General features: G+C 71.3%; 26 protein-coding genes and 4 pseudogenes. 21 read left to right on the top strand and 9 right to left on the bottom strand.

Annotated features, from left to right (window positions below):
- Both ABT342_RS35090 and ABT342_RS35085 read right to left on the bottom strand, forming a co-directional pair.
- Nucleotides 1–442 (bottom strand): IS701 family transposase (locus tag ABT342_RS35090; RefSeq protein WP_351582704.1); only part of this gene is annotated, 442 nt, incomplete at its 3' end.
- Nucleotides 443–448: 6 nt separating this feature from the next.
- Nucleotides 449–622, bottom strand: a complete 174-nt coding sequence (locus ABT342_RS35085; protein WP_351582702.1) for a hypothetical protein — start codon at nt 620–622, stop codon at nt 449–451.
- A 60-nt stretch (nt 623–682) separates the two neighbouring features.
- On the opposite strand from ABT342_RS35085, the pseudogene ABT342_RS35080 reads away from it, so the two are divergent.
- The 4 genes and pseudogenes from ABT342_RS35080 to ABT342_RS35065 all read left to right on the top strand — a co-directional run.
- Nucleotides 683–1,096: pseudogene (locus tag ABT342_RS35080) on the top strand (reverse transcriptase domain-containing protein); the annotation flags it as partial.
- A 67-nt stretch (nt 1,097–1,163) separates the two neighbouring features.
- Nucleotides 1,164–1,499, top strand: coding sequence for a reverse transcriptase domain-containing protein (locus tag ABT342_RS35075; RefSeq protein ID WP_351582700.1), 336 nt, complete (start codon nt 1,164–1,166; stop codon nt 1,497–1,499).
- A 449-nt stretch (nt 1,500–1,948) separates the two neighbouring features.
- Nucleotides 1,949–2,248, top strand: a complete 300-nt coding sequence (locus ABT342_RS35070; protein WP_351582698.1) for a DUF1490 family protein — start codon at nt 1,949–1,951, stop codon at nt 2,246–2,248.
- Nucleotides 2,249–2,250: 2 nt separating this feature from the next.
- Nucleotides 2,251–4,446 carry a heavy metal translocating P-type ATPase gene (locus ABT342_RS35065; protein WP_351582696.1) on the top strand — a complete coding sequence of 732 codons (2,196 nt, stop codon included), beginning with the start codon at nt 2,251–2,253 and terminating at the stop codon, nt 4,444–4,446.
- A gap of 19 nt (nt 4,447–4,465) precedes the next feature.
- Here the strand turns inward: ABT342_RS35065 and ABT342_RS35060 are convergent, their stop codons facing one another.
- The 4 genes and pseudogenes from ABT342_RS35060 to rpmB form a co-directional block, all read right to left on the bottom strand.
- Nucleotides 4,466–5,629 (bottom strand): GTP-binding protein, encoded by a 1,164-nt coding sequence (locus ABT342_RS35060; RefSeq protein WP_351582694.1) that lies wholly within the window; start codon nt 5,627–5,629, stop codon nt 4,466–4,468.
- Between the two features lie 4 nt (nt 5,630–5,633).
- Nucleotides 5,634–5,804 carry a 50S ribosomal protein L32 gene (gene rpmF, locus ABT342_RS35055; RefSeq protein ID WP_314617070.1) on the bottom strand — a complete coding sequence of 57 codons (171 nt, stop codon included), beginning with the start codon at nt 5,802–5,804 and terminating at the stop codon, nt 5,634–5,636.
- Between the two features lie 147 nt (nt 5,805–5,951).
- A pseudogene (gene rpsN, locus ABT342_RS35050) lies at nt 5,952–6,256 on the bottom strand (30S ribosomal protein S14).
- 2 nt (nt 6,257–6,258) lie between these two features.
- Nucleotides 6,259–6,492, bottom strand: a pseudogene (gene rpmB / locus ABT342_RS35045) (50S ribosomal protein L28); the annotation flags it as partial.
- A gap of 67 nt (nt 6,493–6,559) precedes the next feature.
- On the opposite strand from rpmB, the gene rpmG reads away from it, so the two are divergent.
- From rpmG to ABT342_RS35020, 5 genes are read left to right on the top strand one after another with little or no spacing between them, the layout of a single operon-like run.
- The gene (gene rpmG / locus ABT342_RS35040; RefSeq protein WP_123456582.1) at nt 6,560–6,724 is read left to right on the top strand and encodes a 50S ribosomal protein L33; all 165 of its coding nucleotides are present in this window, start codon (nt 6,560–6,562) and stop codon (nt 6,722–6,724) included.
- Nucleotides 6,725–6,778: 54 nt separating this feature from the next.
- A complete protein-coding gene (locus ABT342_RS35035; RefSeq protein ID WP_351582691.1) occupies nt 6,779–7,024 on the top strand; it encodes a type B 50S ribosomal protein L31 in 246 nt (81 codons plus the stop codon).
- The gene (locus ABT342_RS35030; RefSeq protein ID WP_351582689.1) at nt 7,024–8,175 is read left to right on the top strand and encodes a CobW family GTP-binding protein; all 1,152 of its coding nucleotides are present in this window, start codon (nt 7,024–7,026) and stop codon (nt 8,173–8,175) included. Before ABT342_RS35035 ends, ABT342_RS35030 begins: the two co-directional genes overlap by 1 nt.
- A gap of 50 nt (nt 8,176–8,225) precedes the next feature.
- Nucleotides 8,226–8,462 (top strand): 30S ribosomal protein S18, encoded by a 237-nt coding sequence (gene rpsR, locus ABT342_RS35025; RefSeq protein ID WP_351582687.1) that lies wholly within the window; start codon nt 8,226–8,228, stop codon nt 8,460–8,462.
- A 56-nt stretch (nt 8,463–8,518) separates the two neighbouring features.
- Nucleotides 8,519–8,917 carry a Fur family transcriptional regulator gene (locus ABT342_RS35020; protein ID WP_351582685.1) on the top strand — a complete coding sequence of 133 codons (399 nt, stop codon included), beginning with the start codon at nt 8,519–8,521 and terminating at the stop codon, nt 8,915–8,917.
- Between the two features lie 61 nt (nt 8,918–8,978).
- Here ABT342_RS35020 and ABT342_RS35015 read toward each other — a convergent pair whose 3' ends face one another.
- Nucleotides 8,979–10,178, bottom strand: coding sequence for a YncE family protein (locus ABT342_RS35015; protein ID WP_351582683.1), 1,200 nt, complete (start codon nt 10,176–10,178; stop codon nt 8,979–8,981).
- Nucleotides 10,179–10,262: 84 nt separating this feature from the next.
- Here ABT342_RS35015 and ABT342_RS35010 point away from each other — a divergent pair, with 84 nt between their 5' ends.
- From ABT342_RS35010 to mobF, 12 genes are all read left to right on the top strand, one after another.
- Nucleotides 10,263–11,240 carry an ABC transporter substrate-binding protein gene (locus ABT342_RS35010; protein ID WP_351582681.1) on the top strand — a complete coding sequence of 326 codons (978 nt, stop codon included), beginning with the start codon at nt 10,263–10,265 and terminating at the stop codon, nt 11,238–11,240.
- 92 nt (nt 11,241–11,332) lie between these two features.
- Nucleotides 11,333–12,406, top strand: coding sequence for a FecCD family ABC transporter permease (locus ABT342_RS35005; protein WP_502965668.1), 1,074 nt, complete (start codon nt 11,333–11,335; stop codon nt 12,404–12,406).
- Entirely contained in the window at nt 12,403–13,410 is a 1,008-nt protein-coding gene (locus ABT342_RS35000; RefSeq protein ID WP_351582679.1) for a FecCD family ABC transporter permease, read from the top strand. The genes ABT342_RS35005 and ABT342_RS35000 overlap by 4 nt, the downstream gene beginning before the upstream one ends.
- Nucleotides 13,411–13,430: 20 nt before the next feature.
- Nucleotides 13,431–14,258 carry an ABC transporter ATP-binding protein gene (locus tag ABT342_RS34995; protein WP_351582677.1) on the top strand — a complete coding sequence of 276 codons (828 nt, stop codon included), beginning with the start codon at nt 13,431–13,433 and terminating at the stop codon, nt 14,256–14,258.
- Nucleotides 14,259–14,316: 58 nt separating this feature from the next.
- Nucleotides 14,317–14,433, top strand: a complete 117-nt coding sequence (gene amiA / locus ABT342_RS34990; protein WP_328489252.1) for a streptamidine family RiPP — start codon at nt 14,317–14,319, stop codon at nt 14,431–14,433.
- Nucleotides 14,434–14,524: 91 nt separating this feature from the next.
- Entirely contained in the window at nt 14,525–15,379 is an 855-nt protein-coding gene (locus ABT342_RS34985; protein ID WP_351582674.1) for a hypothetical protein, read from the top strand.
- Nucleotides 15,376–16,857 carry a CocE/NonD family hydrolase gene (locus ABT342_RS34980; RefSeq protein WP_351582673.1) on the top strand — a complete coding sequence of 494 codons (1,482 nt, stop codon included), beginning with the start codon at nt 15,376–15,378 and terminating at the stop codon, nt 16,855–16,857. Before ABT342_RS34985 ends, ABT342_RS34980 begins: the two co-directional genes overlap by 4 nt.
- A complete protein-coding gene (locus tag ABT342_RS34975) occupies nt 16,854–18,233 on the top strand; it encodes a YcaO-like family protein (RefSeq protein ID WP_351582672.1) in 1,380 nt (459 codons plus the stop codon). Before ABT342_RS34980 ends, ABT342_RS34975 begins: the two co-directional genes overlap by 4 nt.
- A gap of 35 nt (nt 18,234–18,268) precedes the next feature.
- A complete protein-coding gene (locus ABT342_RS34970) occupies nt 18,269–19,417 on the top strand; it encodes a SagB/ThcOx family dehydrogenase (RefSeq protein WP_351582671.1) in 1,149 nt (382 codons plus the stop codon).
- A complete protein-coding gene (locus tag ABT342_RS34965; RefSeq protein ID WP_351582669.1) occupies nt 19,414–21,153 on the top strand; it encodes an ABC transporter ATP-binding protein/permease in 1,740 nt (579 codons plus the stop codon). Before ABT342_RS34970 ends, ABT342_RS34965 begins: the two co-directional genes overlap by 4 nt.
- Nucleotides 21,150–22,907 (top strand): ABC transporter ATP-binding protein, encoded by a 1,758-nt coding sequence (locus tag ABT342_RS34960; RefSeq protein ID WP_351582667.1) that lies wholly within the window; start codon nt 21,150–21,152, stop codon nt 22,905–22,907. The genes ABT342_RS34965 and ABT342_RS34960 overlap by 4 nt, the downstream gene beginning before the upstream one ends.
- A 449-nt stretch (nt 22,908–23,356) precedes the next feature.
- Nucleotides 23,357–24,997, top strand: a complete 1,641-nt coding sequence (gene mobF / locus ABT342_RS34955) for a MobF family relaxase (RefSeq protein ID WP_351582665.1) — start codon at nt 23,357–23,359, stop codon at nt 24,995–24,997.
- Here the strand turns inward: mobF and ABT342_RS34950 are convergent.
- Nucleotides 24,897–25,265, bottom strand: coding sequence for a DUF4238 domain-containing protein (locus ABT342_RS34950; RefSeq protein ID WP_351582706.1), 369 nt, complete (start codon nt 25,263–25,265; stop codon nt 24,897–24,899). The two genes, mobF and ABT342_RS34950, sit on opposite strands and share 101 nt — an antisense overlap.
- Nucleotides 25,266–25,453: 188 nt before the next feature.
- A pseudogene (locus ABT342_RS34945) lies at nt 25,454–25,675 on the bottom strand (transposase); the annotation flags it as partial.
- Between the last annotated feature and the right edge of the window lie 119 nt (nt 25,676–25,794).

The following is a 25,794-nucleotide window of genomic DNA, read 5'->3' as shown; positions in this document are numbered from 1 at the left end:
GGCGCCAGTCGATGGCGGCCGAGGCATGATCGGAAGCCAGGTGGAGAGAGACCCCGGCCTGGCAGTTGGTGACCTTGCCCGCGGTACCGGTGTACTGCCGTGCCACACACACCGATGCCTCGCCGTCCTTGAGGAAGCCCGTGTCGTCGATGATCAACGCTGTCGGCCGGACGGCGTCCTGCATCTTCCACGCGAGCCGGGCCCGCACATGGGACGGATCCCACGGGCTGGAGGTGATGAAGTGGGCCAGGGCCTGCCGGTTGCCGTCCTCACCGAGCCGGGCGGCTATCGGCTCGACCGACTTGCGCTGCCCGTCCAGAAGCAGCCCCCGCAGGTAGACCTGCCCCCACCGACGCTGATCGTTCCGCGCGAACGGCTCGAACACATCCGCCGCGAAGTCCTCCAAATCGCACCGGACCGCGGCCAGCTCCTCAGGCGTCACATCCGATCAACGGAACAACCGATCATCCAGACACGCCACCGACGGATGAACCTGACCAAGCCCTACTAGCCGCTCGTCGAGGCGCTGCAGCAGCCCGAGCCCGACCTCACCGATACCGCCGAGAATGGCGAGCGCCGACTGTGCCCTGTCCGAGGCAGGGGTCGCCACCAGCCCGGACATACGCTGGTCTTGTCCGGGGCAGCCCTGGGACAACCCTCACCCTTGCACGACGTTGACCGTATGTCCTCGGGCTCGTACTTCCCGCCGCCGGTACGCGCGGTGGAGGTCCCCAAGCCAAGCGGAGTCGGCACGAGGATGCTTGGCATTCCCGCTGTCGCCGATCGTGTGGCGCAGACCGTCGTGGCCCGGCATCTGAAGCGAAGGGTGGACCCTGTATTCCACCCGGACAGCTACGGATACCGGCCTGGACGGTCCGCCTTGGGCGCGGTGGAAAGGTGCCGGGAGCGCCGCTGGAAGCGGGACTGGGTGGTGGAGTTCGCCATCGCCAAGTTCTTCGACAGCGTGCCCTGGGACCTGCTGTTCAAGGCGGTTGAGGCTCATACTGACGCCGTCTGGGTAAACTTGTACGTGCGGCGATGGCTCGCCGCCCCGCTCGTACTGCCCGACGGCTCGCTGCTGGAACGAGAACGTGGGACCCCGCAAGGGGCCCCGGTGTCTCCCGTCCTGGCGAACCTGTTCCTGTACTACGCGTTCGACCTGGATGGCCCGGGAGTTCCCGAGCGTCTGGTTCGAACGCTATGCGGACGATGCGGTGCTGCACTGCGTCACCGAGCGCCAGGCCCGCCATGCGCTGGCCGCGCTCAGGGACAGGCTGGTCGAAGTCGGGTTGCAGCTGCACCCGGACAAGACCCTGATCGTCTACTGCAAGGACTCGTACCGGCGCGGCTCCTACGAGCACACGTCGTTCACGTTCCTCGGGTACACGTTCCGCCCCAGGAAGAACCGGAATCGTCACGGCAAGCAGTTCCTGTCGTTCGAGCCGGCCATCAGCAGACAGGCCCTGACCCGGATCGGTCGCGAGGTGCGTTTCTGGTAACTGCACCGCCGCGTCGGGCACCTCCTTCGGAGACCTCGCCCGCACGATCAACCGTGTGGTCGGGGGGATCAACTACTACGGAGTTCCGGCCGTGGGAGCTGTTCGCCTTCGTGATGCGCATCAACGCCTACCTGGTGCGTTGGATCCGCAAGAAATGCAAGCGGCTCGCAAGCCGCCGGAAAGCCCACGCGAAGCTCGTGGAGATCGCGCAGCGGTTCCCGCGGATGTTCGCGCACTGGCGCCTTGATCGCCCTCGCGGTCGTCTGGCGGCCGCTGACGTTCACCAGCGCGATCCCGAGGTGGCCGAGGCCAGGGGCATCCCCGTCCGCGTGCTGTTCCTGTCCTGTCTGAGTAGGCGCGGCAGCCTCGGGTCGACCCCGCGACGTCATGAGGGGACACTGAAATGGAGGTACCGTCGCGCCTGCCCGGGCAGATAGAAGGAGCTGTCCATGCATCCCCTCGCCATCGTCGGCGCAACCGCCGGCAAACTGGCTCACTACGCGGTGTCCGGCGTGGTGGGCGGCCTGATCATCAAGAACCTCCCCGCTGCCAAGCCGGCCGCCCGCAAGGCGCTCGTCAGCGGCCTGGCCGGCGGGATCGTCGCCGGCCGATGGCTGGCCGAGGCCACCGAGGAAGCCCGTCTCAAGGCCGGCGACGTGCTGGCCGAGGCCCGCACCTCGCTCGGCGAGGAGGTGCCACCACCCTCCGCGGTCGAGGTCAACCACGACGACCACGGTCACGAGCACTGATCATGTCGGCCGTGCTCGTGCGCTCGGTGGCATCGGGGCGGGCCCGCCTGACGGTTCCGTGGCTGCGCGACCGGCCCGGCTGTGCCGGACTCGTCGACGAACGTCTCACCGGAATCGGCGGCTTCCGGGCCCTGCGGATCTTCCCACGCACCGGCAGTGTCGTGATCTGGGTGGCCCCGGACGAGATGGACGTCGACCGCCTCGTCGCAGCCCTGGAAGAGGCCCCGCCCGCCTCCGTGGTCGCGGCCAAGCCCTCCCGCTCCCTGCCCGACTCCTCGACCGGGGAAGTCGCCCGTCTCGTGATCGGTGGAGCCGTCCTGGCACTCGTGGCGGTGCGTCGCCTGCTCGGCAGGCCCCGGATCACCGTCGGCTCCTCGGGTCTCCTCGGGGCGGTCACGATCTTTACCGGTCTGCCGTTCTTCCGGGGTGCTCTGCGCACGCTGCGCGGCCGCAGCAGCCCCGGAACGGACACTCTCGTCACCGCGGCCACCGTCATCTCGCTCGTGCTGCGCGAGAACGTCGTCGCCCTGACAGTGCTGTGGCTGCTGAACATCGGCGAATTCCTGCAGACGCTGACCTTGCGCCGCACCCGCCGCGCCATCGAGGACCTGCTCACCATCGGCGAGGAGCGAGTGTGGCTCGTACGCGAGGGAGTCGAGGTCGAGGTGGCGCTGGAGGAGCTGGAGCCCGGCGACGTCGTGGCCGTGTACGAACACCACCGCATCCCCGTCGACGGGCATGTGCTCTCCGGTGAGGCACTCGTGGACCAGGCGGCCGTCACCGGCGAGGCCCTGCCCGTCTACGCCCGGGAGGGCGCGCACGTGTACGCGGGCACCATCGTCACCTCCGGCTCGCTCACCGTCCGCGCGGACTCGGTCGGCGGAGACACCACGGTGGGCCGGATCATCAGCCGGGTGGAGGAAGCGCAGTCGGACCGTGCGCCGATCCAGACCGTGGCGGCCAGCTTCACACGGCGCTTCGTGCCCGTCTCCTTCGCGCTGGCCGCCGTGACGTACGCGATCACACGCGACGCGCGCCGGGCGATGACGATGCTGCTGATCGCCTGCCCCTGTGCCGCGGGCCTGGCCACTCCGACGGCCATCAGCGCCGCCATCGGCAACGGAGCCCGCCGCGGGACCCTCATCAAGGGTGGTACGCACCTCGAAGGCATCGGACGGGTCACCGCCGTCGTCTTCGACAAGACCGGCACCCTGACCTTCGGCAAACCTCTCGTCACCAGCGTGGTTGCCCTCAGTGAGCAGTTCACGGCCGACGAGGTCCTCAGCCTGGCCGCCTCCGGGGAACTCCACGCCCGCCACCCCCTCGCCCAGGCCATCGTCGCCCGCACCGAGGAACAGCATCTGCACATCCCGATCCACCAGGCATGCGAGGTCGTCCTGGGCATGGGGATGCGCGCCGAACTGGACGGCACCCGGCTCCTCGTCGGCAGCCCCGCGTTGCTGCGCCAGAACGGTGTCGGACTGACCGAGGAGGCCCAGGGCTGGACCGACCGCCTGCGCGGTGGCGGTGAGACCGTCATCTGCCTGGCCCACGACGACGACCTGATCGGCATGCTCGGTGTGTCCGACGCCGTGCGCGCCGGAGCCGAGACCGTCATCCAGCAATTGCGCGAGCTCGGGGTCTCCCGCCTCATCCTCCTCACCGGCGACGCCCCCGAGACCGCCCAGGTCGTCGCCGACGCCCTTGGCATCACCGAGGTACACGCGCACGCGCTGCCGGAGGCCAAACTCCAGCTGGTCCGCGACCTGCGGGCTGAAGGACACACCGTCGCCATGGTCGGGGACGGCACCAACGACGCCCCCGCCCTCGCCCTGGCCGACGTCGGCATCACCATGGGCGAGCACTCCTCGCACGTGGCTCTGGAGACCGCCGATATCGCCCTCGCCGGCAACGACCTGAGGCAGGTCGCCGCCGTCGTGGAGCTCAGCCGTCACACCCTGCGCGTCGTACGGCAGAACTACGGGCTGGCCATCGGCGTCAATCTGCTCGGCCTCGTGGCGGGAGCCGGCGGCTCCATGAACCCCGTCCTGGCGGCCCTGCTGCACAACACGAGCAGCATCGCGGTGGTCGGGAACTCCGCGCGGCTGGTCAACCACACCCCGCACCTGCCCCCGGTGGGGGACGAGGCGCTGCGGCGGGCGCCGCTGGAGGAACGACGGGTCGGCGAGGTCACGTGATCGCGGGGCGGAGGTGGCATCACGCGGGCGCGTGCTCGTGCTCGCACGCGTCGTCGATGCCGTACGTCTCCCACTCGGGGAAGTCGTCCTCGCAGGGTACGGCTTCGTCCGGGCCGAGCAGGCAGGCGTCGAGGGCTGCCCGGAGCGCCTCGATGCGCAGGCCGGTGCCGATGAAGACCAGTTCCTGGCCCTGCGTCGTCTCAGGACCGCGGGCGCCTGAGGGTTCGAACCGCGCCACGGCACCCGCCTGTGACCACAGCCCGGTCACCCGGGGTCGGCTGGCGAGCCAGAAGAAGCCCTTCGAGCGCAGGATCCGTCCGAAGGTGCCGCTCTCGAGCCCCTTGGTGACGAAGGTCCACAGTCGGTGTGGGTGGAACGGCCGGTCCGCGCGGAACACCAGTGAGGAGATGCCGTACTCCTCCGTCTCCGGCACGTGGTCACCGTTGAGTTCCTTCACCCAGCCAGGGGCCTGCTGGGCCCGTTCCACGTCGAACAGGCCGGTGCCCAGCACCTGTTCGAGGGCCACCCGGCCGCGTACGGCGGGCACGATCCGGGCCTCGGGGTTGAGCCGGGATAGGGTCGCCCGCAGTCGGGAGGCCCCGTCGGGGTCTACCAGGTCGAGCTTGTTCAGCACGATGACGTCCGCGAACTCGACCTGGTCCATGAGGAGATCGCTGACGGTGCGCTCGTCGTCCTCGTACTGGTCAAGACCACGCGCGACGAGTTCGTCGCCGCCGTCGAGTTCGGCCAGGAAGTTCGCGGCGTCCACCACGGTCGCCATCGTGTCCAGGCGGGCCAGGTCGCCGAGGGTGGCCCCGTCGTCGCGGGGGAAGGAGAAGGTGGCGGCGACCGGCATGGGTTCGGAGATGCCGCTGGACTCGATGAGCAGGTAGTCGAAACGCCCCTCACGGGCGAGCCGGTCGACCTCGTGGAGGAGGTCGTCGCGGAGGGTGCAGCAGATGCACCCGTTGGTCATCTCGACCAGCCGCTCCTCGGTGCGCGAGAGCGCCGCCTCGCCGCCACGGACGAGCGCGGCGTCGATGTTGACCTCGCTCATGTCGTTGACGATCACCGCGACCCGGAGGCCCTCGCGATTGCTCAGCACGTGGTTGAGCAGCGTGGTCTTGCCCGCGCCGAGGAAACCGGAGAGGACCGTGACCGGCAGGCGGGCGTACGAGGTCACGCGCTCAGCCCTCGGGGTGGATGAGGCCGCGCTCGTACGCCTTCACCAGGCGCTGCGGCACCTGGTAGACGGAGCCGTCGATCGTGACCGGCACGAGCTGGGGTGTGGTCGCCTTCCACTGGGCGCGGCGGTGACGGGTGTTGCTGCGGGACATCTTCCGCTTCGGAACGGCCATCGTGAACTCCAAGGTGATGTGTGAGGAGGTGCGGGGGAGAGGTTAAATGAAAATGGGTTCCGTTACCAATTTGATCTCGTTCCTATGGCGGGAGATACGGGCGGGTCGCCGCCCCGGCCGCGGGCCCCCGCCGGGCGGCGCCGACGCCTACCAGGACGACTTGGTCACTCCCGGCAGGAACCCGGCGTGAGCCTGCTGCCGCATACGGACTCGCGAGAGTCCGAACGTGCGCAGATAGCCGCGAGGGTGACCGTCCATGTTGTCGCGGTTGCGCACCCGGGTGGCGCTGGCGTCACGCGGCTGTCGGCGGAGCTCCGCCTGGGCTGCCTCGCGTTCCGCCGGGCCGTTGACGGGCGCCGGATGATCTCCTTGAGCTGCGCTCGCCGGGCGGCGTACCGCTCGACGACCTCCTTGCGCTTCTCGTTCCGCGCGATCTTGCTCTTCTTCGCCATCGGACCTTCCCCCCTCGCGCCCGGATCCGGGCCACGGCGGCCTCGATGCCGATCGTGTCCACGGTCTTGATCGCCTTGGTGCTCAACGTCAGGCGGACGTGGCGTCCCTCGCTGGGCAGCCAGTGGCGCTTGCGCTGGATGTTCGGGTCGAAGCGGCGCGAGGTGCGCCGGTGGGAGTGGGAGATGGAGTTGCCGAATCCCGGCTTGGCGCCGGTCAGTTGGCAGTGGGCCGACATGTGTGGTGGTGCCTCTCTGGGGCGGGTGACTGTTGGTAATGAAAACCGTTGCCATATAGTAGCGTCCATGGCACGCAACGAGATCCGCCCTGTCATCAAGCTCCGCTCGACCGCCGGCACCGGGTTCACCTACGTCACCCGCAAGAACCGACGCAACGACCCCGACCGCCTGGTGCTCCGCAAGTACGACCCCGTGGCCGGCCGCCACGTCGACTTCCGCGAAGAGCGCTGACCGCCTCCATACCCCGCAACCCGCCCCCGCCCACACCGTCGAAAGGTTCCTGCCATGAAGCCCGGCATCCACCCCGCCTACGGGCCCGTCGTCTTCCGCGACTCCGCCTCCGGCACCGCGTTCCTCACCCGTTCCACGATGACCAGCGACAAAACCATCGCCTGGGAGGACGGAAACACCTACCCGCTCGTCGACGTCGAGATCTCCTCGGCGAGCCACCCCTTCTACACCGGCACCGCGCGCGTCCTCGACACCGCGGGCCGCGTCGAACGCTTCGAGCGCCGCTACGGAGCCCGCTGATGGAGTACGACCGCAGACTTCCCGTGGCGATCGTCGCCGGGCTCCACTCCGAGGCCCGCAGGGAGGTCGTCGACCACCTCCTGCGGACCGTTCCGGGGAGCCTGGCCCTGCACCACGACCTGGCATCGGCCCCGAACGGCACCGTGCTCCGCCTCGTCCGCGACGCGTCCGGCCCCCTTTCCAGCGAGGAGACGCCGCTGGTGAACGATTGCGCCTGCTGCGCGCTGCGCGACGACCTCGTCCCGGAGCTGGAGCGCTTGGCGGACGGCGGCCTGACCCGGCTCGCCGTCGTCGAGCTGTGGGACTCGGTCGAACCGAAGGCCATGGCGGAGGTCATCGCGGGACACGGCGGAGCCGGCCTGGCCGTGACAAGCGTGATCACCGCCGTGGACCCCGCGCTCGTCCTGCCGTACCTCGCCAACGGCGACGACCTGTCCGAAGCCGGACTCGCCGCCGCCCCCACCGACCAGCGAACCATCGGCGACACCTGGGCCCGCCAGCTGGAGTACGCGCCCGTCCTCGCCGTCGTCGACAGCGTCGAGGCGGACGACGAGGACCGTGCGCTGCTCGCCCAACTGCACCCCACTGCACGACGGGTGCCGGCCGCCTCCGCCGAACTCGCGCGGGCCGCGCTCGCCGGCTTCGACGTCGAGGCCGCCGCTGCCGCCCAGCACCCGGCGTGCGCGCTGCTACCCCAGGACGCCGACGAGGCCGGTGTCACCACCTTCGTCTGGCACCGCCGACGGCCGTTCCATCCGGAACGCCTCTACCAGGCCCTTGAGGACCTGTGCTGCGCCGCCGCCCGCAGCCGCGGCCGGTTCTGGCTCGCCGGCCGGCCGGACACGCTGCTCGCCTGGGACGCTGCCGGAGGGGCGCTGTGCGTGGAGAGCGCCGGGCCCTGGCTGGCGTCGCTGCCGGACGCTGCCTGGGAGATGGTGCCGCCCCTGCGCCGGGCGGCGGCCGCGCTCGACTGGGACCCCGACCACGGCGACTCCTGCCAGCACCTCGTCTTCACCTCGCCCGGCCTGGACCGGGATGGGCTTGAACACCTCCTCGACTCCTGCCTGCTGACCGACGCGGAGTACGCGGCCGGGCCGGAGGCGTGGCAGGACCTGCCCGCCGCCTTCGACTCCCTCCTCGACGCCGCCTGACCACCGCCCCGTACGAAACGATCGACACGAACACACAAGGAGAAGCCGCCATGACCCGACGCCCCGAGCTCCGCAAGCCCGCGAAGTCCCGCCCCAACCCGCTCGACGCGGCCGAGATCACCTACATCGACTACAAGGACACCGACCTGCTGCGGAAGTTCATCTCCGACCGAGGCAAGATCCGCAGCCGCCGCGTCACCCGGGTGACCGCCCAGCAGCAGCGAGCACTCGCCACCGCCGTCAAGAACGCCCGCGAGATGGCCCTCCTGCCATATACGAGTCGCTGACCTGCGCACATGACGTGCGGGGCAGGGCTTCCGCACCGGAACAAGGGGGAATTGGTGTGGACTTACGGGTGACGCTCAAACGGTCGGCGGTTCAGGCCGCGCTCGCCGACCGCGGTGACTTCGTCTCCGCCGACGAACTGCACACGCTCGTGGTCGGCATGGGTGTCCGCATGGGCCTGACCGCTGTTTATCGCGCACTCCGGCAGCTCGAAGCCGCAGGTGTCCTCGATATCACCCACGTGCGGGCAGGAAGGCGGCTGTTTCGCATGCGTGCCACGGAAGGCCGTCGGCACTACCTCGTCTGCCGGCGCTGCTACACCGGCAGACCCGTGGACACCGAGGCCGTGGAGCAGTGGGCGAGACAGATCGCCGCTGCCCACGGCTTCACGGATCTGGAGCACACCATCGAGCTCGGCGGGGTGTGCGGAGACTGCCGGTCCGCAGTCGGCCCTTGACGATCGGGATCGTCAAGGGCCGACTGCGTTCCTTGCGCGTAACGGCTACGGGCGCACCCCGTCAGCGGCCCACCGGATCGCCGTCGGCGCCGTCGCTCCGGCCGAGCAACATGACATGGCCGCCATGATGCAGCGGCGTACTCAATCGCAGACGATTCACCTCCTGGCCCGACTCCGCGTCGACCAGATGGACTTCGCCGTGACCGCCGCGGGTGACGGCCACCCAGTCGGAGCCCGGTGAGGCGGCCACCGCTCGGCGTTCCACGCCTTCCCAGGGGGTGTCTCCGCGCCGCGGCGCGGCGTCCATGGCGGGGAGGGGGACGCGGCGAAGGGTGTCGTCGGCGCCCAGCAGTACCAGTTCGTCGCCGTCGGGGTGGACGCGGGTGAAGGCGGTGTGGTTCCGGGCGAGAGCCAGCCGGAAGACCAGGCCGGGGCCGAGCTCGGTGAGGAGCGTACGGCCCGTCTCCAGGTCGTGGCACCATGCCTGGTTCGTCCAGTCCGGCCACCGCAGCGGGTCCGGAGTGCCACCGCGCAGCGTGGTCCACAGCGCCCGCCGACGGGTGTCGAGGCGGAGGTACCAGCCCCGGGCGGGCGACTCCCAGGGAATCACCGTCTCGGCCACGATCGTGTCGCCCTTCCTCCGGGCCGAGTGCACTCCCGCGCCCGTGGCCGCGAACACCTGGCTGGAGCCGGGGTCCTGTGCGTCACCGTGCCCGTCGTCCGGCAGTGGCAGGAGCGCGTGAGGCGTGACCGCAGGGCAGCCGGGCGGAGCTGCGAGGAGATCCGCGAACCGGTGGACCGCCAACGCGCCTGGTTCCCTGTGCCGTAGTACGACGAGCGGATCGCCGCCGCCCAGCACTGTCACGCCCGGCTCGCCGACATGCGTGCGTACCCGAGATGCTTCTCCGGTGGCCAGGTCGACGACTGTCAAAAGATCCGACCACGGCTCGGTGTTCTCGCCCAGGCCGGTCGTGACGGCCAGTCGACGACCGGACGGATCGCAGGCCAGGTGCTCGGCCGGCACGGCGACCGGGACCGCGAGTTCCACGAGCTCGTCGCCCAACGGGTCGAGCACGAGCAGTTCCCCCCGGCGGTCGTCGACACAAGCCACCCGTCCTCCCGGCAGCGCCAAGAACCCCGCGTGCTCGGAGAGATGGCGCCCGGTGAGGCGTCCTGTGACGGTGCCGTCCGGCACGGTCAGCGCGTACACGGAGCCGGCCACGTGGTCGGAGACGAGCAGTGCGGAAGCGGCAGCGTTCATGGGTCCTCCAGGTATGTCTAGTGAAAACGATTATCATGTATGTTCGGTGCGTTCCAGGTTCCCGAAGAAGAAGCGAGGGCATCGATGCAGCGCGCACCGTCGAGATTCATTCGTAGTTGGCTCACCGCAGCGGTGGTGGGTTCCGTTCTGGTCGGCTGCGGCTCGACTCCCGACGGGCCCGCGAGCGGCAAGGCCGCACCTACCACGAAAACCGAGGTCGCCGTCGAACCCATCAAGGCGGCGACCGAGTTGACCGACGTGAACGGCGTCAAGGTCTCCCTGAAGAAGCAACCGGAGCGGATCGTCTGCCTGTTCGCGCTCTGTGACGACATCCTGACCGAACTCGGCATCGTCCCGACGGCCACGAACAGCGCACTGCTCGCCCACCCCCGCTTCCTCGGAGAGGACAAGGCCAAGAAGGTCGACGTCATCCCCGGCGGATTCATCGCCCCGGAGGTGGAGGCGATCCTCTCCCACAAGCCGGACCTCGTGATCGGCCTGGGGGACACCCACGGCAAGCTCGCCCCCGCGCTGAAGGGCGCCACCACGTTCTGGGCCATGCAGCCCGAGTCCTGGGAGGACAGTGTCGGCTACCTGCGCGACGCCGCGGCCCTCACCGGCCGCACCGCCGCGGGGGAGAAGGCCGAACGGGCCTTCCGCACCAAGCTCGCGAAGGCGGAGAAGGCCCCCAGCGACAAGACCGCCCTCATCATCTACGGCAGTGACGAGAACTTCGGCGTCGCGACGCCGGAGGGTGATGTGACCGCCAGCCTGTTCCCCAAGATCGCCGAGTATCCGTGGAAGTCGCGCGGCGTGGAGGGCAGTTACAGCCTCGAAGAGATCCTCGCCCAGGGCGTCGATGTCCTGTTCGTCGAGACGATGAGCTTCGGCGGCGCGGACGGCAAGCTGTCGGAGAAGCTGGCGAAGAACCCCCTCTGGAGCAAGATCCCGGCAGTCAAGAACGGCGACGTCCACGAGGTGAACTCAGAGGTGTGGGCCAAGGGGCGCGGTACCCGTTCGATGGGCATCGTCCTCGACGAGGCCACGGCCGCGCTGCGGTGAGGTCGCCCTCCTCGGCGCCCACCGCGGTAGACGGCCCGGCGGGCAGGGCCCGGCGGCCACTGCTGCATGCGCGGAGGGGGCAACCCCTCCTGGTGGTGGGGCTATTGTTCGCCGCCTCGGTCGGCGCGCTGTGCCTCGGTACCCCCTACGTCCCGCCGCACCGGCTCGTCGGCGCGGTGCTGGACGGGGACACCACGCTCGCCGGGGTCGTCGTCACCGAACTCCGGGTCCCACGTCTGGTGCTGGCACTGATCGCCGGAGCCTGTCTGGGCGCGGCGGGGCTCGTGCTCCAGGAGGCGCTCCGCAATCCCCTGGCCGTGCCGGAGATGCTCGGTGTCTCCTCCGGGGCGGCGCTGGGCGTGGCCGCGCCGCTGGTGCTGACTCTGTCACTGCCCGCCGCGGTCCAGCCCCTGCTGGCCCTCGGCGGGGCCGCGCTCGGCGGCGGGCTGACTCTGCTCGCCGCCGGGCTCGGGCGCAGCCCGTCCGCGGTGCTGCTGACCGGCGCCGCGGTCGCGGCCGCTTTGCAGGCCGCGCTGCTCGTCCTGATGGTCATGGCGGACCAGCTCGACCTCCAGCTCATCTACCGCTACCTGTTGGGGTCCTTGTCCGCCCGGACCTGGGACGACGTCGCGGGTCTATGGCCGTGGCTGCTCGTCGCGGTTCCCGCGCTCGTGTTCTGCGCGCCGGTGCTTTCGGTCATTCGGCTGGGGGACGAGGATGCCGAGGCGCTGGGCGTGCGCGCGCAGCGGGCCCGGTTGGCCGCGCTGGCCATCGCCGTCGTGCTGATCGCGCCCGTCACGGCCGTGTGCGGGCCGGTCGCTTGGGTGGGGTTCCTCGCCCCGCACCTGGCCCGGTGGTTCAACCGGACCTCGGGGGCGGTGCGTTGGCTGCCGTGGTCGGCCGCGTGGGGTGCGGTCGTCGTGACGGTCGCCGATGTCCCCGCCCGGCTGGCGCTGGCACCCGTGGAGACCCCGGCCGGTGCCTGGACGGCCCTGCTGGGAGTCCCGGCCGGGGTCGCCCTGATGCGATCAGGCCGCCCCCGTGGCCGGATCGGCGGGCGAAGGCCGGCCGACTCGACGCGCGGACCGGTGCCTCACGGCGTGCCCGAGGTGCGCGGCCCCTCCCTACTCCCTGTAGACAAGACCGGAACGGAGGACGCTCGGTGAGCCGGCGTTTCGCGGCCCTCGCGGCACTGGCCGTCGTGTGTGCCGGGGTGGAACTGGTCGCCGGACGCGGCATGTCCCCGGGCGCGGTCTGGGACGTGCTGGGCGGCGGCGGTGATGTGACGGAACGACACATTCTTTTGCAACTACGGCTGCCCAGAATGCTGGTGGCCCTGGGCGCGGGCGCGTCCCTCGCCGTGGCCGGGCTGATCCTGCAGTCCGCGCTGCGCAACCCCCTCGCCGGTCCCGAAGTGACAGGTGTGACCCCGGGGGCGGTCCTCGGGGCCGTCACCGCGACGGCCCTGGGCCTCGCCAGGTGGGACTCGCCGCTGGCCGTGGTGCTCGCCGCGTGCGCGGGCGGATGCGCCGGAGCGCTGCTGCTCTGGCTGCTCGCCGGCCGCTCGAGTGGCGACCCCGCCCAGACCGCCGTGCACGGAGTCCTGGTGTCGGCGGTGCTCGGCGGGCTCACCGCCATGGCCCTGCTCGTGGAGCCGGGGGAACTCGGCAGCGTCGTGCAGTGGTTGGTAGGCACCACGGAGGGCCGGGTCTGGGACCACTGGCACCTGTTGTGGCCATGGGCACTGGTCTGGGGGGCTGCGGCCTGGCTGATGGCCGGACCTCTGACCCTGCTGCGCTGCGGTGACGACATCGCGCTGGCCGCCGGTCTCGCCGCCCGGCGGGCCCGCACCGTCGCCCTCTTGTGTGCGGTGGCATTGACGGCGGGTGCGGTGGCCGTCGTCGGAGCGTTGGGCTTCGTGGGGCTGCTCGTTCCGCATCTCGCCCTGGCCGTCTTCGGTGCGGACCTGCGGGCGAGCCTTCCCGGCTCCGCCCTGCTGGGAGCGGTCGTGGTGTGCGGGGCGGATGCCGCGGCGCAGCTGTCCTCGCGGCTGCTGGCCCAGGCGCTGGACGCCGGACGGCTCACGCTTCCGGTCGGGGCGCTCACCGCCTGCCTGGGCGCCGCCCTCCTGCTGGTCGTGGTGCGCCGCGCGCCGGGCCGTAGTTACTGAAAGCCGACGGAGGACCGAGCATGACCACAAGCGAGTCCATGGGAATACACGTCGAGGGGGTCCACTTCGGCTACCCCGCACGACCCGTGCTTCAAGGTGTCGACCTGACCGTCCGGCCGGGCGAACTGACAGCGCTCATCGGCCTCAACGGCTGCGGCAAGTCGACCCTGCTACGGCTGGCCGCCGGGCTGCTTCGACCGGACCGAGGGCGTGTGCTGCTCGGCGGGGACGACCTCGCCGGACTCTCCCGGCGCGCCACGGCCGCGAGAGTCGCGCTGCTGCACCAGGCGGCGCCCGCCGTACCGGGAATGACGGTCCGCCACCTGGTGCGGCAGGGGCGGTACGCGGCACGGGGCCCGCTGGGCATGCTGCGCGACGGGGACGATCCCGTCGTGCACCGGGCGCTGCGCGACGTCGGGGTGGAGGAGTATGCCGACCGGGACGTCGACGCGCTGTCCGGGGGTGAGCGGCAGCGGGTGCGGCTGGCGATGGCGCTCGCCCAGGACACCCGCGTTCTGCTGCTCGACGAGCCGACGACCTATCTGGACCTGCACCACCAGCTCGACGTGCTGCAGACGGTGGTCCGCCTGCGGGAGGAACGCGGGCTCACCGTGGTCATGGTGCTGCACGACCTGGCCCACGCGGCTCGGTTCGCCGAACGCGTCGTCGCCCTGCGCGAAGGCCGCGTGGTGGCCGACGGGGCGCCGAAGGAGGTGGTCACGCCGGGACTCCTTGCGGACGTGCTGAAGGTGGCCGGTCGGGTAGGCCGGGACCCCGAGGGTGGTTGGCCCGTGTGTTACCCAGATCACCCTCTCCCTGATCTAGAAAATGAAAATCAGTTCCATTAATGTTCGAGTTGTGGCGCTCATCCGAACGCCGCATCTCCCTTACGAACAAGGAGAGTTCATGGACAACGAGCAGATCTTCGCCCCGATCGCCGACCCGGGTCAGCTGGCCCACGCCTCGGCCACCCACTCCAACGCGCTCGTCGAGAACCCCTTCGAGGACACCGCCGCCGAGTAAGCGAGGGACTCACCACCCTCGACCGTGGGCCCGCCCGTTGCCTTACGGGCGGGCCCACGCCCATCCCAGCCTCTGTCGTCAGGAGATCGTCGTGTCCCGCAGTCGGCTCGTACCGGGTGTCGAAGTCGTCGCCGTGCCCGGGCGGGGTCTCGCCGTCCGCACCGCCGAAGGAGAGTTCCTCAGCGTCAGGACACGAGACGCGGACGAGAGCGTCCTGCTCTCCCTGCTCTCCGGGGCCGACGCTGCCCCGCTGGACGAGGAACTGCATCGTGTCGTCGGGGCCTTCGAGGAGGCCGGATACCTGGCGGACGAGCCGCAGCTACCGCTGTGGCCCGCCGGCCGCCGGGACATCCGGCTCCTCGGCGACCCGGCACTGACCCGACCGCTGGCCGCGCAGCTGGTCGCCCTGGGCGCCGAGCCCCGGACGACACCGGCCGTCACCGATGCGAACACGTCGCCGGTGGAGATCGAGGACCTGCTCGACGGAAACCCCGCCGCCGTCGTGTGGTGCCTCGACGGACCCGTACCCGACGGGCTGTGGGAGGCCGCCGACCGGCTGCCGGAGCACGGGGTCGCCTGGCTTCGCTGTCACCGGGAGGGCTGGCAGGCGTACGTCGAGCCGATCGCCGCCACCTCCGGAGACATCACCGCGGCCCACGTACGGGTCCGCCGGCTCGCCGCCACCCCCGCCCACCGCGAACTGGCCGCCTACTGGGCCGGCCCTCGTACGTCGGGCGCACCGGTCCGCCTCACGGTTCCCGCCGCCGCGCTGCTCGCGGCTCTGCTGGCCGACGATCTCAGCCGGTGGGCCATCGACACCGCTGACACGGCCGGGTTCACGGCACGGCGTCGGCTCCGGCACGTGGACCTGCGCACGCTGACCGTCACCGAGCACCCTGTCCTGCCGGTGCCCGTCGTCGCATCGATGCCGAGGAAGGACGGATGACGTCCTTCCGTGCGGCTGTCGGAGCTCTCGCCACGGATGTATGCCTCCCCGACGGCGCCGGCCCCTTTTCCGCCGTCCTCATCCGCACCCCCTATGACCATGCCCGGCACCTGGCCGAGGCCAGCGGCTGGGCCCGCCGCGGGTTCGCCGCCGTCGTTCAGGATGTCCGCGGCCGCTTTGCCTCGCCGGGAGAGTGGCACCCGTACGAGAACGAGGCCGCCGACGGGACGGCGACAGCTCGATGGATCCGGCGACAGCCGTGGAGCGACGGACGGTTCGTTGCCGTCGGCGCCTCCTACGCCGCCTACTGCGCCCTCGTCCTCGCCCTCGAAGCGCGCCCGGAGGCCCGACCGGACGCCGTCATCGCCGCGGTGCCCGCGCTGGGCGCCGCCGAGACCGCGCGCGAACCCTCCGGTGTGGAACGGCTGCTGGCCCGCGCCGGATGGTGGGCCGCCCACGGCGACCGCCCGGACTCCGACGAGGCCGCGCTGGACAAGGCCCTCGCCGCAGACCCCGACCTGCTCACCCAACTGCCCCTCACCAGCCTCCCCGACCGGCTGGGCCGGGACCTGCCCTCCTGGACGGGCCTGTGGCGCCACCGTGAGCGCGGCCGACTCGCCTCGCGGGCGGCGCACGCCACCGTGCCCCTGCTCGCAGTCGGCGGGCACCACGACCACTTCACCGAGGACACCGTCGCCCTGTGGCGCACCTGGGGCGGACCGTCGGCGCGCCTGCTGCTCGGGCCTTGGGGCCACAGTCTCGTCTCCGCGCCCGGACCCGACGCAGGACCGGCCCACCGGCTGGGCCTCGGCGAGCTGTACGTGCGGTGGGCCCGTCGCGCCCTGACCGGCGACCTCGCCCCCGGTCGCCACGGCGCGCTGGCGCTGGGCGACGGAGACCTGTGGCTGCCCGCAGGCACTGAAGGCGTACCGCGCACGCAACGGTTGCGGATGCTGCACGGCTCCCGCTTCACCGCCGACCCCGACCGCCCCGTCCGCTCCGACGACCTCGCCGTGCCCACCGGGGGAGTCCCCGACCGTTGCGTGCTGGCCACCCCGCCGCTCCCGCGCCCACTCGACGCCGTCGGGCCGGCGCGGATACGGCTACAGGCCACCGCCGACACCCCGTCCGCCGACTGGGCAGCCCGCCTCGTCGCCCTCACACCGGAAGGGATCGCCGAGCGACTGGCCGTCGGCGTCCTGCGGCGCGAGAAACCGACGGACCGCCACGCAGAGTTCACCGTCGAGCTCGGCCGACTCGCGCGTCGGCTGCGGGCCGGCACGCGGCTGCGGATCGAGATCGCCGGCCACCACTTCCCGGCCCACGCCCGTAACCCCCACACCGGAGACGAGCCGATCACGGCCGACCAGCTGCTCGCCTCCCGGCGAGACGTCGACCCGACGAGCGTGGCGCTGACCCTGCACGTCCTCCCCTCTCGTCCCACCTCCACCGATCCCACCAAGGAGATCCTGCGATGACGGCGCTGCCGCTGGAAGCACTCGTCGACCCCGTCTGCGGCATCGTCCGCGAGGTCAAGCCCGTCGAACACCCCGCAGGCGCCCCACCCCGCTACACCGCGTTCACCGCCGAGATATCCGACGCCCGCAGACTCGGCCTGTGGCCCGCCGACCGGGTCTCCCTCGGCACGACCTTCGGCGACCCCGAGCAGGCCCGTGTCGCCGCGATAGCCGAAGGGATGGAACGGTACTGCGGCAACCGCGTGCCGCCGGCCGGCCATCCCGACGCCCCACTGCGTGCCACCGCCGCCGAGCTGGCAGAGAAGGGCCTGCGGATCTACGGCCCCGACGACCTGCCTGTCTACGCGCCGTGGCAGTACGCCCGGGAGAAATTCCCCTACCGCCCCCTCACCGCCGACACTCCGTCCCTGTGGACGCGCGGCACCGAGCGGCTCCCCGACGGACGCACGACAGAGGTCTGGGCACCCGTCGCCCTCACCCACCTCAACTGGCGCCAGGGCGAACTGCGCGAGCTGCCCCGGACCCACCACCTCAACTACGCCGGCATCGCCACCGGGCAGGGCTTCGACGACGCCGTCGAACGCGGCCTGCTGGAGATCGTCGAACGCGACGCCCTGGAACTGTGGTGGCACCTCGACGGACCGACCCGCGGCATCGATCCGGCCAGCGTGCCCGGCCTCATGGACGACCTGGCCGGATCCGCACTCATCGTCCACATCGTCGAGATGCCGTCCGAGTTCGCCCCGTGCATGGCCGCTCTTGTCCACGACCCCCGACTCGGCCTCTACGCTGCCGGGTTCGCCTGCAAGTACGACCCGGCCGAGGCAGCCCGCAAGGCGGTACTCGAAGCGGTCCACACCTGGGTCTTCACCCAGGGCCTGACCAACTCCGACGGCTGGGTCTTCCAGGCTGTCGAGGCCGGCTTGCTCGCCCGCGGCCTCTACCTGGAGCACCGCGCGGACGGCCGGTATCTCGACGCGTCCGGCGAGCACTTCGAACATGTCCGGGACCTGGGTGCCCACCCCCAGGTGTGGCTTGACGAACGGATGGCGGCCGAAGCCCGGCGGTTCACCGACCCCACCCACGGGACCGTGTCCATCGACGCGGTCGAGCATGGCAGCCGGGAGCGGCTGGAGAGCGCGCTGCACACACGAGGCCACCGCGTCATGACGTTCGACCTGACCACCGAAGACGTGGCCGAAACGTCCCTGCGGGTGGCCCGGGTCCTCGTCTCCGGGCTCCTCCCGAACGCCCCGGCCGCCTTCGGCTACTTCGGCTGCCCGCGGCTCGCCGAGGAGGCCGTCCGACGGGGCTGGCGCACGACGGCGCCCGGTGCGCCCGAGGACTTCACCCTGGCGCCTCCGCCGCACATGTGAGGACCGCCATGGAACATCTTGATGAGGGCCGCCCTATGGCTGTGGAACACCTCGATGAGGACCGTTCGGTGGATCTCACCGCCGCTCTGGCCCGCGCCCGCTCCCCCCGGCGTCCCGGCCACGACACACCGGCGGGAACCGCCGTCCCGGCCTGGCCGGGGCCGCCGCGCCCGATTCCGGGAGCCGGCCCTGCGGACCTCGACCTGCGGGCCCTGCTCCGCCTCTCTCTGAGGGCCTCGGACCGCGCCGGACGGCTGCGCCCGGCATCCTCGGCCGGCGCGCTGCACCCAGTGGACACCGAACTCGTCGTGGGCGCCGGCTGTTCCCTGCCGCCCGGCCGCTACGGCTATGACCCGCTGCGCCACCGCGTCCATCACCTCGGCCCGCAGCCCGACGGCACGCCGCCGGGGGTGACCGCCGAACTCTCCGTCACCGCACGGCGTACGGTCTCGCACTACGGTCACCGCGCCTGGCCGCTGCTGCTCCTCGACACCGGGCATGCCGCCGCGGCGCTGTTCCTCGCGGCCCGCGCTCTGGGTGCGGGCGAGCCCGAACTCCGCCTGCACGGAGCGGCCGAGAGCCCGCTCGCCGCCGTACGCATCCCCCCGCCCGGCCCGGCGCACCAGCTCGGTGCCACCCAGAGCACCCAGCCGTCGGCGAGCGCGCCCACGCCCGAGGAGCTGCTGGCCCGCCGCAGTACCCCACCACCGCTGCCGGGCAGCCCGGCCCCGGACGCGCTGCGGGCGGTCCTCACCACCGCCGCCCGGGCGGGCGGCGGTGACCTTCGGTGGTGCGCCGCCGTCGGCTCCCCATTGCCCGGCCTGATGGAACTGGCCCCCGACGGCACGACACTGCGCCGGTGTGCCGCGGGCGAGGCCCGCCCGACGCTCGCGGCCTGGGCGGCGGGCCAGGCATGGATCGCGGACGCGGGCGCCGTCCTGCTCGCCCGCGGCTGCCCCGCGGACGCCGACGCGCCCCACATCCGCCGCACCCACCTGCAGGCCGGATTCGCCGTCCACCTCGCCCACGTCACGGCCCGCCGCCACGGCCTGACCGCCCGGCCCGTGGGCTCATGGCAGCAGGCGGACCTCGGCGCCGCGCTCGGCGCCACACCCGGCCAGGACTGGATCGTCCACGGACTGGCCCTCGGCACCCTCCACGCCGACGAGGAGAACACCGCATGATCGTCCACCCCGAGCTGCACCGGGCCGCCCGACGCGCACCGCGCCCCCTGCTCACCACCACCCTCCTGCAAGGCGCCGTCACCCTCACCCACCTGGCACAAGCGGTCCTGCTGGCCCTCGCGCTCGCCGACCTCGCCCGCGGCCACACAGGACAACTCCCGTGGCTGCTCACGGCAGTGCTCGCCGTCGTCGCCGCCCGCGCCGGCCTCGGCACGTGGCAGCGGCGGACCGCTACCCGAGCCGGGGCCGAGGTCAGGGTCGCACTGCGGGACGAACTCCTGGCCCACCTGGGGAGGCTGGGCCCCGCCCACCTGACGACCGCGCGCGCCGGGGCCGTCCGCACCACCCTGGTCGACGGCGTGGAGGGCGTCGACGCCTACGTCTCCCGCTACCTGCCCCAGCTCCTGATCACCCTGACCGTGCCGCCCCTGATCCTCGCCACCCTGGCCGTGGTGGAACCGGTGGCGCTGCTCGGTCTCGTCCCCGCCCTACTCCTCGCTCTGTGCGGTCCGCGCGCTTGGGACCGACTCCTCGCCGCCCGCGGCAAGGAGCACTGGGACACGTACGAAGGGCTGGGCGCCGACTACCTGGAAGCCTTGCAGGGTATGCCCGCCCTGCGTGCGGCGGGCGCGGTCGGCCGCACCCGCGAACGCCTGGAGAAGCGCTCGACCGCGCTGCACCGGGCGACCGTCGCCAAGCTCCGTGTCTCCCTGGTCGACACGGGCATCACCGACCTTGCCATCCAGGGCGGCACCGCCGCCGCCGCGATCCTCGCCTGCTGGTCGGCCGTCAGCGGATCCACCACGGCGACCGGCACCTACCTGGTTCTGCTGCTGGCCTCCGAATGCTTCCGGCCGGTCCGCGATCTCGCTCGCGAGTGGCACGCCGGATACCTCGGCGTCTCGGCCGCGGACGGGATCGCGGCGCTGCGTACCGCCGAACCGGCGGTCCGTGACAACGGAGCGGCACCCGCGGACTGGCCGGCACCCCCGGAACTCCGTTTCGAGAACGTCCGGTTCGCCTATGACGGCGCGTCGGAGCCCGCCCTCCACGGCGTCTCCTTCACCGCCCCGGCGGGACGCACCACCGCAATCGTCGGCCCTTCCGGCGCGGGCAAGTCCACCCTGCTCGCCTTGCTCCTGCGCCACCACGACCCGCACGAAGGCCGCATCACCCTCGACGGGCGCCGCACCACCGAGTACTCCCTCGACGCACTGCGGCAGGGCGTCGCCGTGGTCTCGCAGGACACGTATCTCTTCCACGCCACCATCGCCGACAACCTGCGCATGGCCAGGCGGGACGCCACGGACGACGACCTGACGACGGCGGCGCGCATAGCCGGCATCGACGAGGAGATCGCCGCCCTCCCCGACGGCTACGCCACCGTCCTGGGCGAACGCGGCGCCACCCTGTCCGGCGGGCAGCGACAGCGGCTCGCGCTCGCCCGGGCCCTCCTCGCGGACGCCCCGGTGCTCGTCCTGGACGAGGCGACGAGCTCGGTCGACGAACGCCGCGAGGCGGACATCGTCCGCGAACTGCTGAACGCCGCCGGCGACCGCACCGTCCTGGTCATAGCCCACCGGCTCGCCGCCGTCCGGCACGCCGACCACATCGTCGTCCTCGATTCGGGACGGGTGGACGCCATCGGCGACCACGCCGGTCTGGTCGAGGCCGGTGGCGTCTACGCGCGACTCGTCGAGGCCGGCCGTACCCATCGAGGAGAACTCGCCGCATGAGCAACGCCATCGACACCTCCACGACCGAAGCGGGCGTGCCTGAACGAGGCTCTTTGCGCGCCCTGCTCCCCGCCCTCGCCGGGCACCGCGCCATGACGGTCCGCACCTGCGCCGCCGCACTCCTCGAACAGGGCTCCCTCGTAGCGCTGGTCACGCTGGCCGCCCACACCGTGGGCACCGCCGTCATCGAAGCGGAGATCCCGTCGTCCGGCACCGTCACCGCACTCGTCGCCCTGGTCCTCGTGCGAACCCTGATGACCTGGCGCGAGATGGACCTCTCGCATGATCTGGCCTACCGGGTTCTCGCCGCGCTGCGGGTACGCGTCTTCGACGGGCTCGCCCGCAGCGCGCCCGCCCGGGTCGCCGGCCGGCGCAGTGGGGACCTCGCCGCCACCGCCATGGCCGACGTGGAGGCACTGGAGTTCTTCTACGCACACACCACCGCCCAGCTCCTGGCGGCGGGGACCGTCTTCACCGGCGGCGCGACGGTCCTCGCCATGCTGGAGCCGTGGCTGCTCGTGGCCGTCCTGCCGGTCGCGGCCCTGCTCACCGCGGCTCCCTTCGCCGACGCGCGAGGACGTGCGGTACGTGGCGCCCGCACCCGGGCGGCCGTCGCCACGCTGTCCGCCGACACGGTGGAGATCGTCGACGGGCTACGTGAGCTGCTCGCCTTCGGCACCCTTGCGGGACGCCGACACCGACTGGCGGAGCGTGGACGACAGCTGGGCGACGCCCAGCGTGCCGAGGCCACGTCGGAAGCCGTCACCGCCGCGGTCCGCGATCTCCTCATCGTGGGGGCGGTCCTCGGCGTGGTGGCAGCGGCGGCACAGGCCATGGCCTCGGGGCGGCTGCACGGCGCGTGGGCGCCGGCGGCGATGGCGCTCGCCCTGGCCGTACTGGGCCCCGTCGCGGAGTCGGCCCGGTCCCTCAGCCAGGCCGTGTCCCTGCGCGCCGCCGCCGCCCGCGTCGGTGCGGCCGTCAAGGCGCCCGCGCTCGCCCCGTCGCCCGCCGCGCCCCGCCCGCTTCCCCCCGGCCCGCTGGGCGTCCGGCTGCACCAGGTGAGGTTCGACTACGGCGGCGGTCCCGTCCTCGACGGCGTCGAGCTGACCGTCCACGCGGGGCAGACGGTAGCCCTGGTCGGCGCCTCGGGCGCCGGTAAGTCGACCTGCGCCCATCTCCTCGCACGGTTCTGGGACCCCTCCGCAGGACAGGTTCAGCTGATATCCGCCGACGGGGACCCCATCGACCTACGCGAGGTAGGCGACGCCGAACTCCGCCGCGCCGTCGCGCTGGTGGGGCAGGAGACACCCCTCTTCCACGGCACCCTCGCCGAGAACCTACGGCTCACCGCCCCCGAAGCCGACGACGACCTCCTCGCCGAGACGGCCCGCTTGTGCGGCGTCGACCGGATCGCCCCGCTGACCACCCTGGTCGGCGAGCGCGGCTCCACACTCTCCGGAGGCCAGAGGGCCCGCATCGCCCTCGCCCGCGCCCTTCTGGCGGAGCCAAGAGTCTTCATACTGGACGAGTCCACAGCCCACCTGGACAACGCGAGCGATGCCCAACTCGCCACCGCACTCCACCAGGAAGGCCGCACGACCATCGTCATCGCCCACCGCCGCGCCACCATCCGGCGGGCCGACCGTATCGCCGTCCTCGAAGCTGGACGCATCGCCGAGGAGGGCACCTGGGAGGAGCTCACCGGCCGCCCCGACAGCGCACTGCACCGCAGCCTCGCCCACCTCTCCTCCTGAGTCCGGCCTACTCGGTCGCACTGGGGGCGGTGGGCGTCTCCTGACGCCGACTGCCAGGCGACCGGGCTCGCGGGGCGGCGTATCTGAGGGCTGCCGGACCGGAGGGCGATGACATTCTTTTCCGGCGCGGGGCCGCGTCCCGTCTGGCGGGCACCGGGGAAGAAAGTTCGGCTGCTGCTCCCGTCTGGCGGGACGTACGGCTGATTGGCCTTTTCTTGCAGGTCAGGGCGGTGTTGCGTGGTCTCCATGACAGTGGATATCAGGCTCGTCCGGGCCGGTCAGATGTACCGCTACTTCATGCGTCAGACCGTTGTTGGCGACGGTCGCCGCCCGGCCCGCATGCCGCTGCGTGAGGCTCAGGAGGAGGCCGGTGTTCCGGCCGGGCGGTGGATGGGCCGCGGCCTGGCGGTGCTTGGTCTGGAGCGAACGAGGAGGTCACCGAGGAGTAGTTGCGGAACCTGTTCGGGGAGCGGGGTCGGCACCCGTATGCGGACCGGATCGAGGCCGATCCGCTGGCCAGGGGCGAGTCCCCGAAGGAGGCGTGGAAGGCCGGCGCTCTCGGACGGCGGGTGACGGTCACCGGTGTCGATCTCGTCTTTCGGCCGCAGCCGACGATCTTTCTGTTGTGGGCGCTGGGGGATGAGGAGACCCGGCGTGTGATCGAGGCCGCCCACGAGTACGCGATCGCGCGGGTGCTTGTGTGGATCGAGGACGAGGTGGCGGTGATCCGGTACGGCAAGGACGGCATCCACAGGGACTGGCCGCCCGGCGGTCTGGTCGCCGCCCGCTTCCGCCACTACGAGGCACGCTCCGGCATGCCCTTGCTCCATGACCATCTGCTGCTGTCGGTGAAGGGGCAGCGCCTGGACGGAAAGTGGGGTTCGATCCACACCACGGCCCTGCACGAGAACACCGTCGCCGCCTCGGCGCTCTACAGCGAGATAGATCACGGCTTCCACGCCGACATCGAGTCGCAGACCGCAGACGGGCACGCGCGCCTCGATGTACGCATCAACGGCGCCAACGGCATTGTCCTGGGCTACGAGCCTCAGCTGAGCCCCCAGACAGCCCGAGGAATGCGTGCACGGGAGGGGTTCCGGCGCCGCGGCGGTGTTCAGTCGGTCTGGAACTTCGCCGACCCGGAGCACGCAGGCATCGGCACCGTCCCTTACGTCCGCACACCCAACCTGTCGGCCTCCGTCATCCGCGTGCAGAAAAACCCCATTGCGGTCCAGGACGGCAACTTCGTCCTGGAGGAGGGCCAGTGCAGCCAAACGGCGCGCTCACGCGGTGCCCGGAGAAGCCCTACGATCCGGAGAACCCCACCGACACCGGGTACTGCGGGGGCTGGCACCGCGTCCTCGTGCCCGCCCATCAGCCGAGCACCTTCACAGGGGAAGGCGGTTTGCCCCTTACCCGGTTCATCGTGGAAGCTGCGGCCGGTGAGCGGATCCCGTTCCAGCGGGACGGCCACCACGGCTGGCTCCCCGCACAGCAGTGGCAACAGTACCTCGAGGCGAACGGGCCTGCCCTGGACGACAAGGAGCGCCAGCCATCTGTACGACAGGGGGACCGGCGCGACAGGTGCACTGAGGACCGTCCGGCTTCGGAGGTACGGGCTGAACCGAAGCAAAGACGTGGCAGCCGCGCGATCGTCGTTGAGTCCCGCCCCCGGGAAACCGAGCCCGCCAGGGTTCTGGTTGACGCGTCGAGTCAAGCGATCCCGCTCTGCCGCTTCGGCTGCGGTCAGCCCGCAAGCCTTCCAGGGCCCGAAGGGCTGCCCGAGCACTTCTCGTGCCGCAGGAAGCATGAGGCGTGATGTATCGCCACCGCGTTGCTGTCCCCCGTCGAGCTGGCCGATGCGGAGCAGGCAGTGCGGCTCGTCCGTTCGGCGTACTCCCACAGCGACCAGATCCGCGGTACCTCCGCGCCCGGCGCCGCCGGCGGCGCCGGGCGCGGAGGTAGGCCCTGGCGGGTTCCTGATGGGATTCAGCGACGCTGCTTCGCCTTGTCTTTGGCGAAGGTCTCCAGCCCGCTGCGAGGATGCATGTAGACGTAGCGGTCGGCTGCTCGGATCTGTACGGCGTTGAGTTCGGCGACTGCGGCCCTGGAGATCGCGCCTGTCAGGTTGTTCGGTCCCAGGGCCAGCAGGTGCCTTGGGCCGATGGGCAGGACGATGGTGTGGGCATCACCGAAGGCCATGTTGATGGAGAAGGGCCTGGCGTCCGTGCGCACGGTCACGGCCGGGGTGTCCCCGATCAAGAACTGCCCGCTCTCCGGAGTCAGGACCTCCAGCTGCCACTTGGCGGCCATGTCGCGCATTCTGTTGAACATGTTCTCGATGCTGGTGCGAAACAGCTTGCCGTTCCCGAAACTCTGGGTGACCTCGGATTGCGCGATGAGTCGCTCGGCAAAAGAGCCAAGGGAGCCCTGGCCGGGGAGATGGAGCCCGGTCTGGCGCAGCGCCTCACGGCGTAGGGGCTCCGGAAAGCGCTCGATCAGTTCGCCGCGGACCGCTCACCGTTTTGAACGCGTTAGACCGTGTCCTATGTGGTGAGGCGGATGAGCCGCTTGTAGCGGCACAGGGCTGCGGCGAGGCCGAGGAAGGCCAGGTAGTTGCGGGGGTGACGTTCGTAGCGGTGGTTGAGTCTGCGGTATCCGGTCAGCCAGGACATGGTGCGTTCGATGGCCCATCTGTGGCGGCCGAGTCGTTCGCTGGACTCGATGCCCTTGCGGGCGATACGGACGCCGATGCGTCTGCCGCGTAACCACTTTCGCAGTTCAGGTGTGTCTGAGCTGCCCCGAGTTTCGTAGAGTCCGATCTTGATTGGTTCAGGCGGACTGCGGGGTTTGCTCCTGGCTCTGCCAGAAGGCTTCCTCGTACTCG

Source organism: Streptomyces sp. NPDC000410, from assembly GCF_040300305.1.
Taxonomy (GTDB): Bacteria; Actinomycetota; Actinomycetes; order Streptomycetales; family Streptomycetaceae; genus Streptomyces.
The sequence above is the reverse complement of the archived record's forward strand: the minus strand, read 5'-3'. Positions and strand labels throughout refer to the sequence as shown.

Bases quoted from the DNA above. Each gene is read 5' to 3' on its own strand.
- ABT342_RS35085 (WP_351582702.1), bottom strand. From the start codon at position 622: ATGTCCGGGCTGGTGGCGACCCCTGCCTCGGACAGGGCACAGTCGGCG.
- ABT342_RS35075 (WP_351582700.1), top strand. From the start codon at position 1,164: ATGGCCCGGGAGTTCCCGAGCGTCTGGTTCGAACGCTATGCGGACGAT.
- ABT342_RS35070 (WP_351582698.1), top strand. From the start codon at position 1,949: ATGCATCCCCTCGCCATCGTCGGCGCAACCGCCGGCAAACTGGCTCAC.
- ABT342_RS35065 (WP_351582696.1), top strand. From the start codon at position 2,251: ATGTCGGCCGTGCTCGTGCGCTCGGTGGCATCGGGGCGGGCCCGCCTG.
- rpmF (WP_314617070.1), bottom strand. From the start codon at position 5,804: ATGGCCGTTCCGAAGCGGAAGATGTCCCGCAGCAACACCCGTCACCGC.
- rpmG (WP_123456582.1), top strand. From the start codon at position 6,560: ATGGCACGCAACGAGATCCGCCCTGTCATCAAGCTCCGCTCGACCGCC.
- ABT342_RS35035 (WP_351582691.1), top strand. From the start codon at position 6,779: ATGAAGCCCGGCATCCACCCCGCCTACGGGCCCGTCGTCTTCCGCGAC.
- ABT342_RS35030 (WP_351582689.1), top strand. From the start codon at position 7,024: ATGGAGTACGACCGCAGACTTCCCGTGGCGATCGTCGCCGGGCTCCAC.
- rpsR (WP_351582687.1), top strand. From the start codon at position 8,226: ATGACCCGACGCCCCGAGCTCCGCAAGCCCGCGAAGTCCCGCCCCAAC.
- ABT342_RS35015 (WP_351582683.1), bottom strand. From the start codon at position 10,178: ATGAACGCTGCCGCTTCCGCACTGCTCGTCTCCGACCACGTGGCCGGC.
- ABT342_RS35010 (WP_351582681.1), top strand. From the start codon at position 10,263: ATGCAGCGCGCACCGTCGAGATTCATTCGTAGTTGGCTCACCGCAGCG.
- ABT342_RS34995 (WP_351582677.1), top strand. From the start codon at position 13,431: ATGACCACAAGCGAGTCCATGGGAATACACGTCGAGGGGGTCCACTTC.
- amiA (WP_328489252.1), top strand. From the start codon at position 14,317: ATGGACAACGAGCAGATCTTCGCCCCGATCGCCGACCCGGGTCAGCTG.
- ABT342_RS34980 (WP_351582673.1), top strand. From the start codon at position 15,376: ATGACGTCCTTCCGTGCGGCTGTCGGAGCTCTCGCCACGGATGTATGC.
- ABT342_RS34975 (WP_351582672.1), top strand. From the start codon at position 16,854: ATGACGGCGCTGCCGCTGGAAGCACTCGTCGACCCCGTCTGCGGCATC.
- ABT342_RS34970 (WP_351582671.1), top strand. From the start codon at position 18,269: ATGGCTGTGGAACACCTCGATGAGGACCGTTCGGTGGATCTCACCGCC.
- ABT342_RS34965 (WP_351582669.1), top strand. From the start codon at position 19,414: ATGATCGTCCACCCCGAGCTGCACCGGGCCGCCCGACGCGCACCGCGC.
- ABT342_RS34960 (WP_351582667.1), top strand. From the start codon at position 21,150: ATGAGCAACGCCATCGACACCTCCACGACCGAAGCGGGCGTGCCTGAA.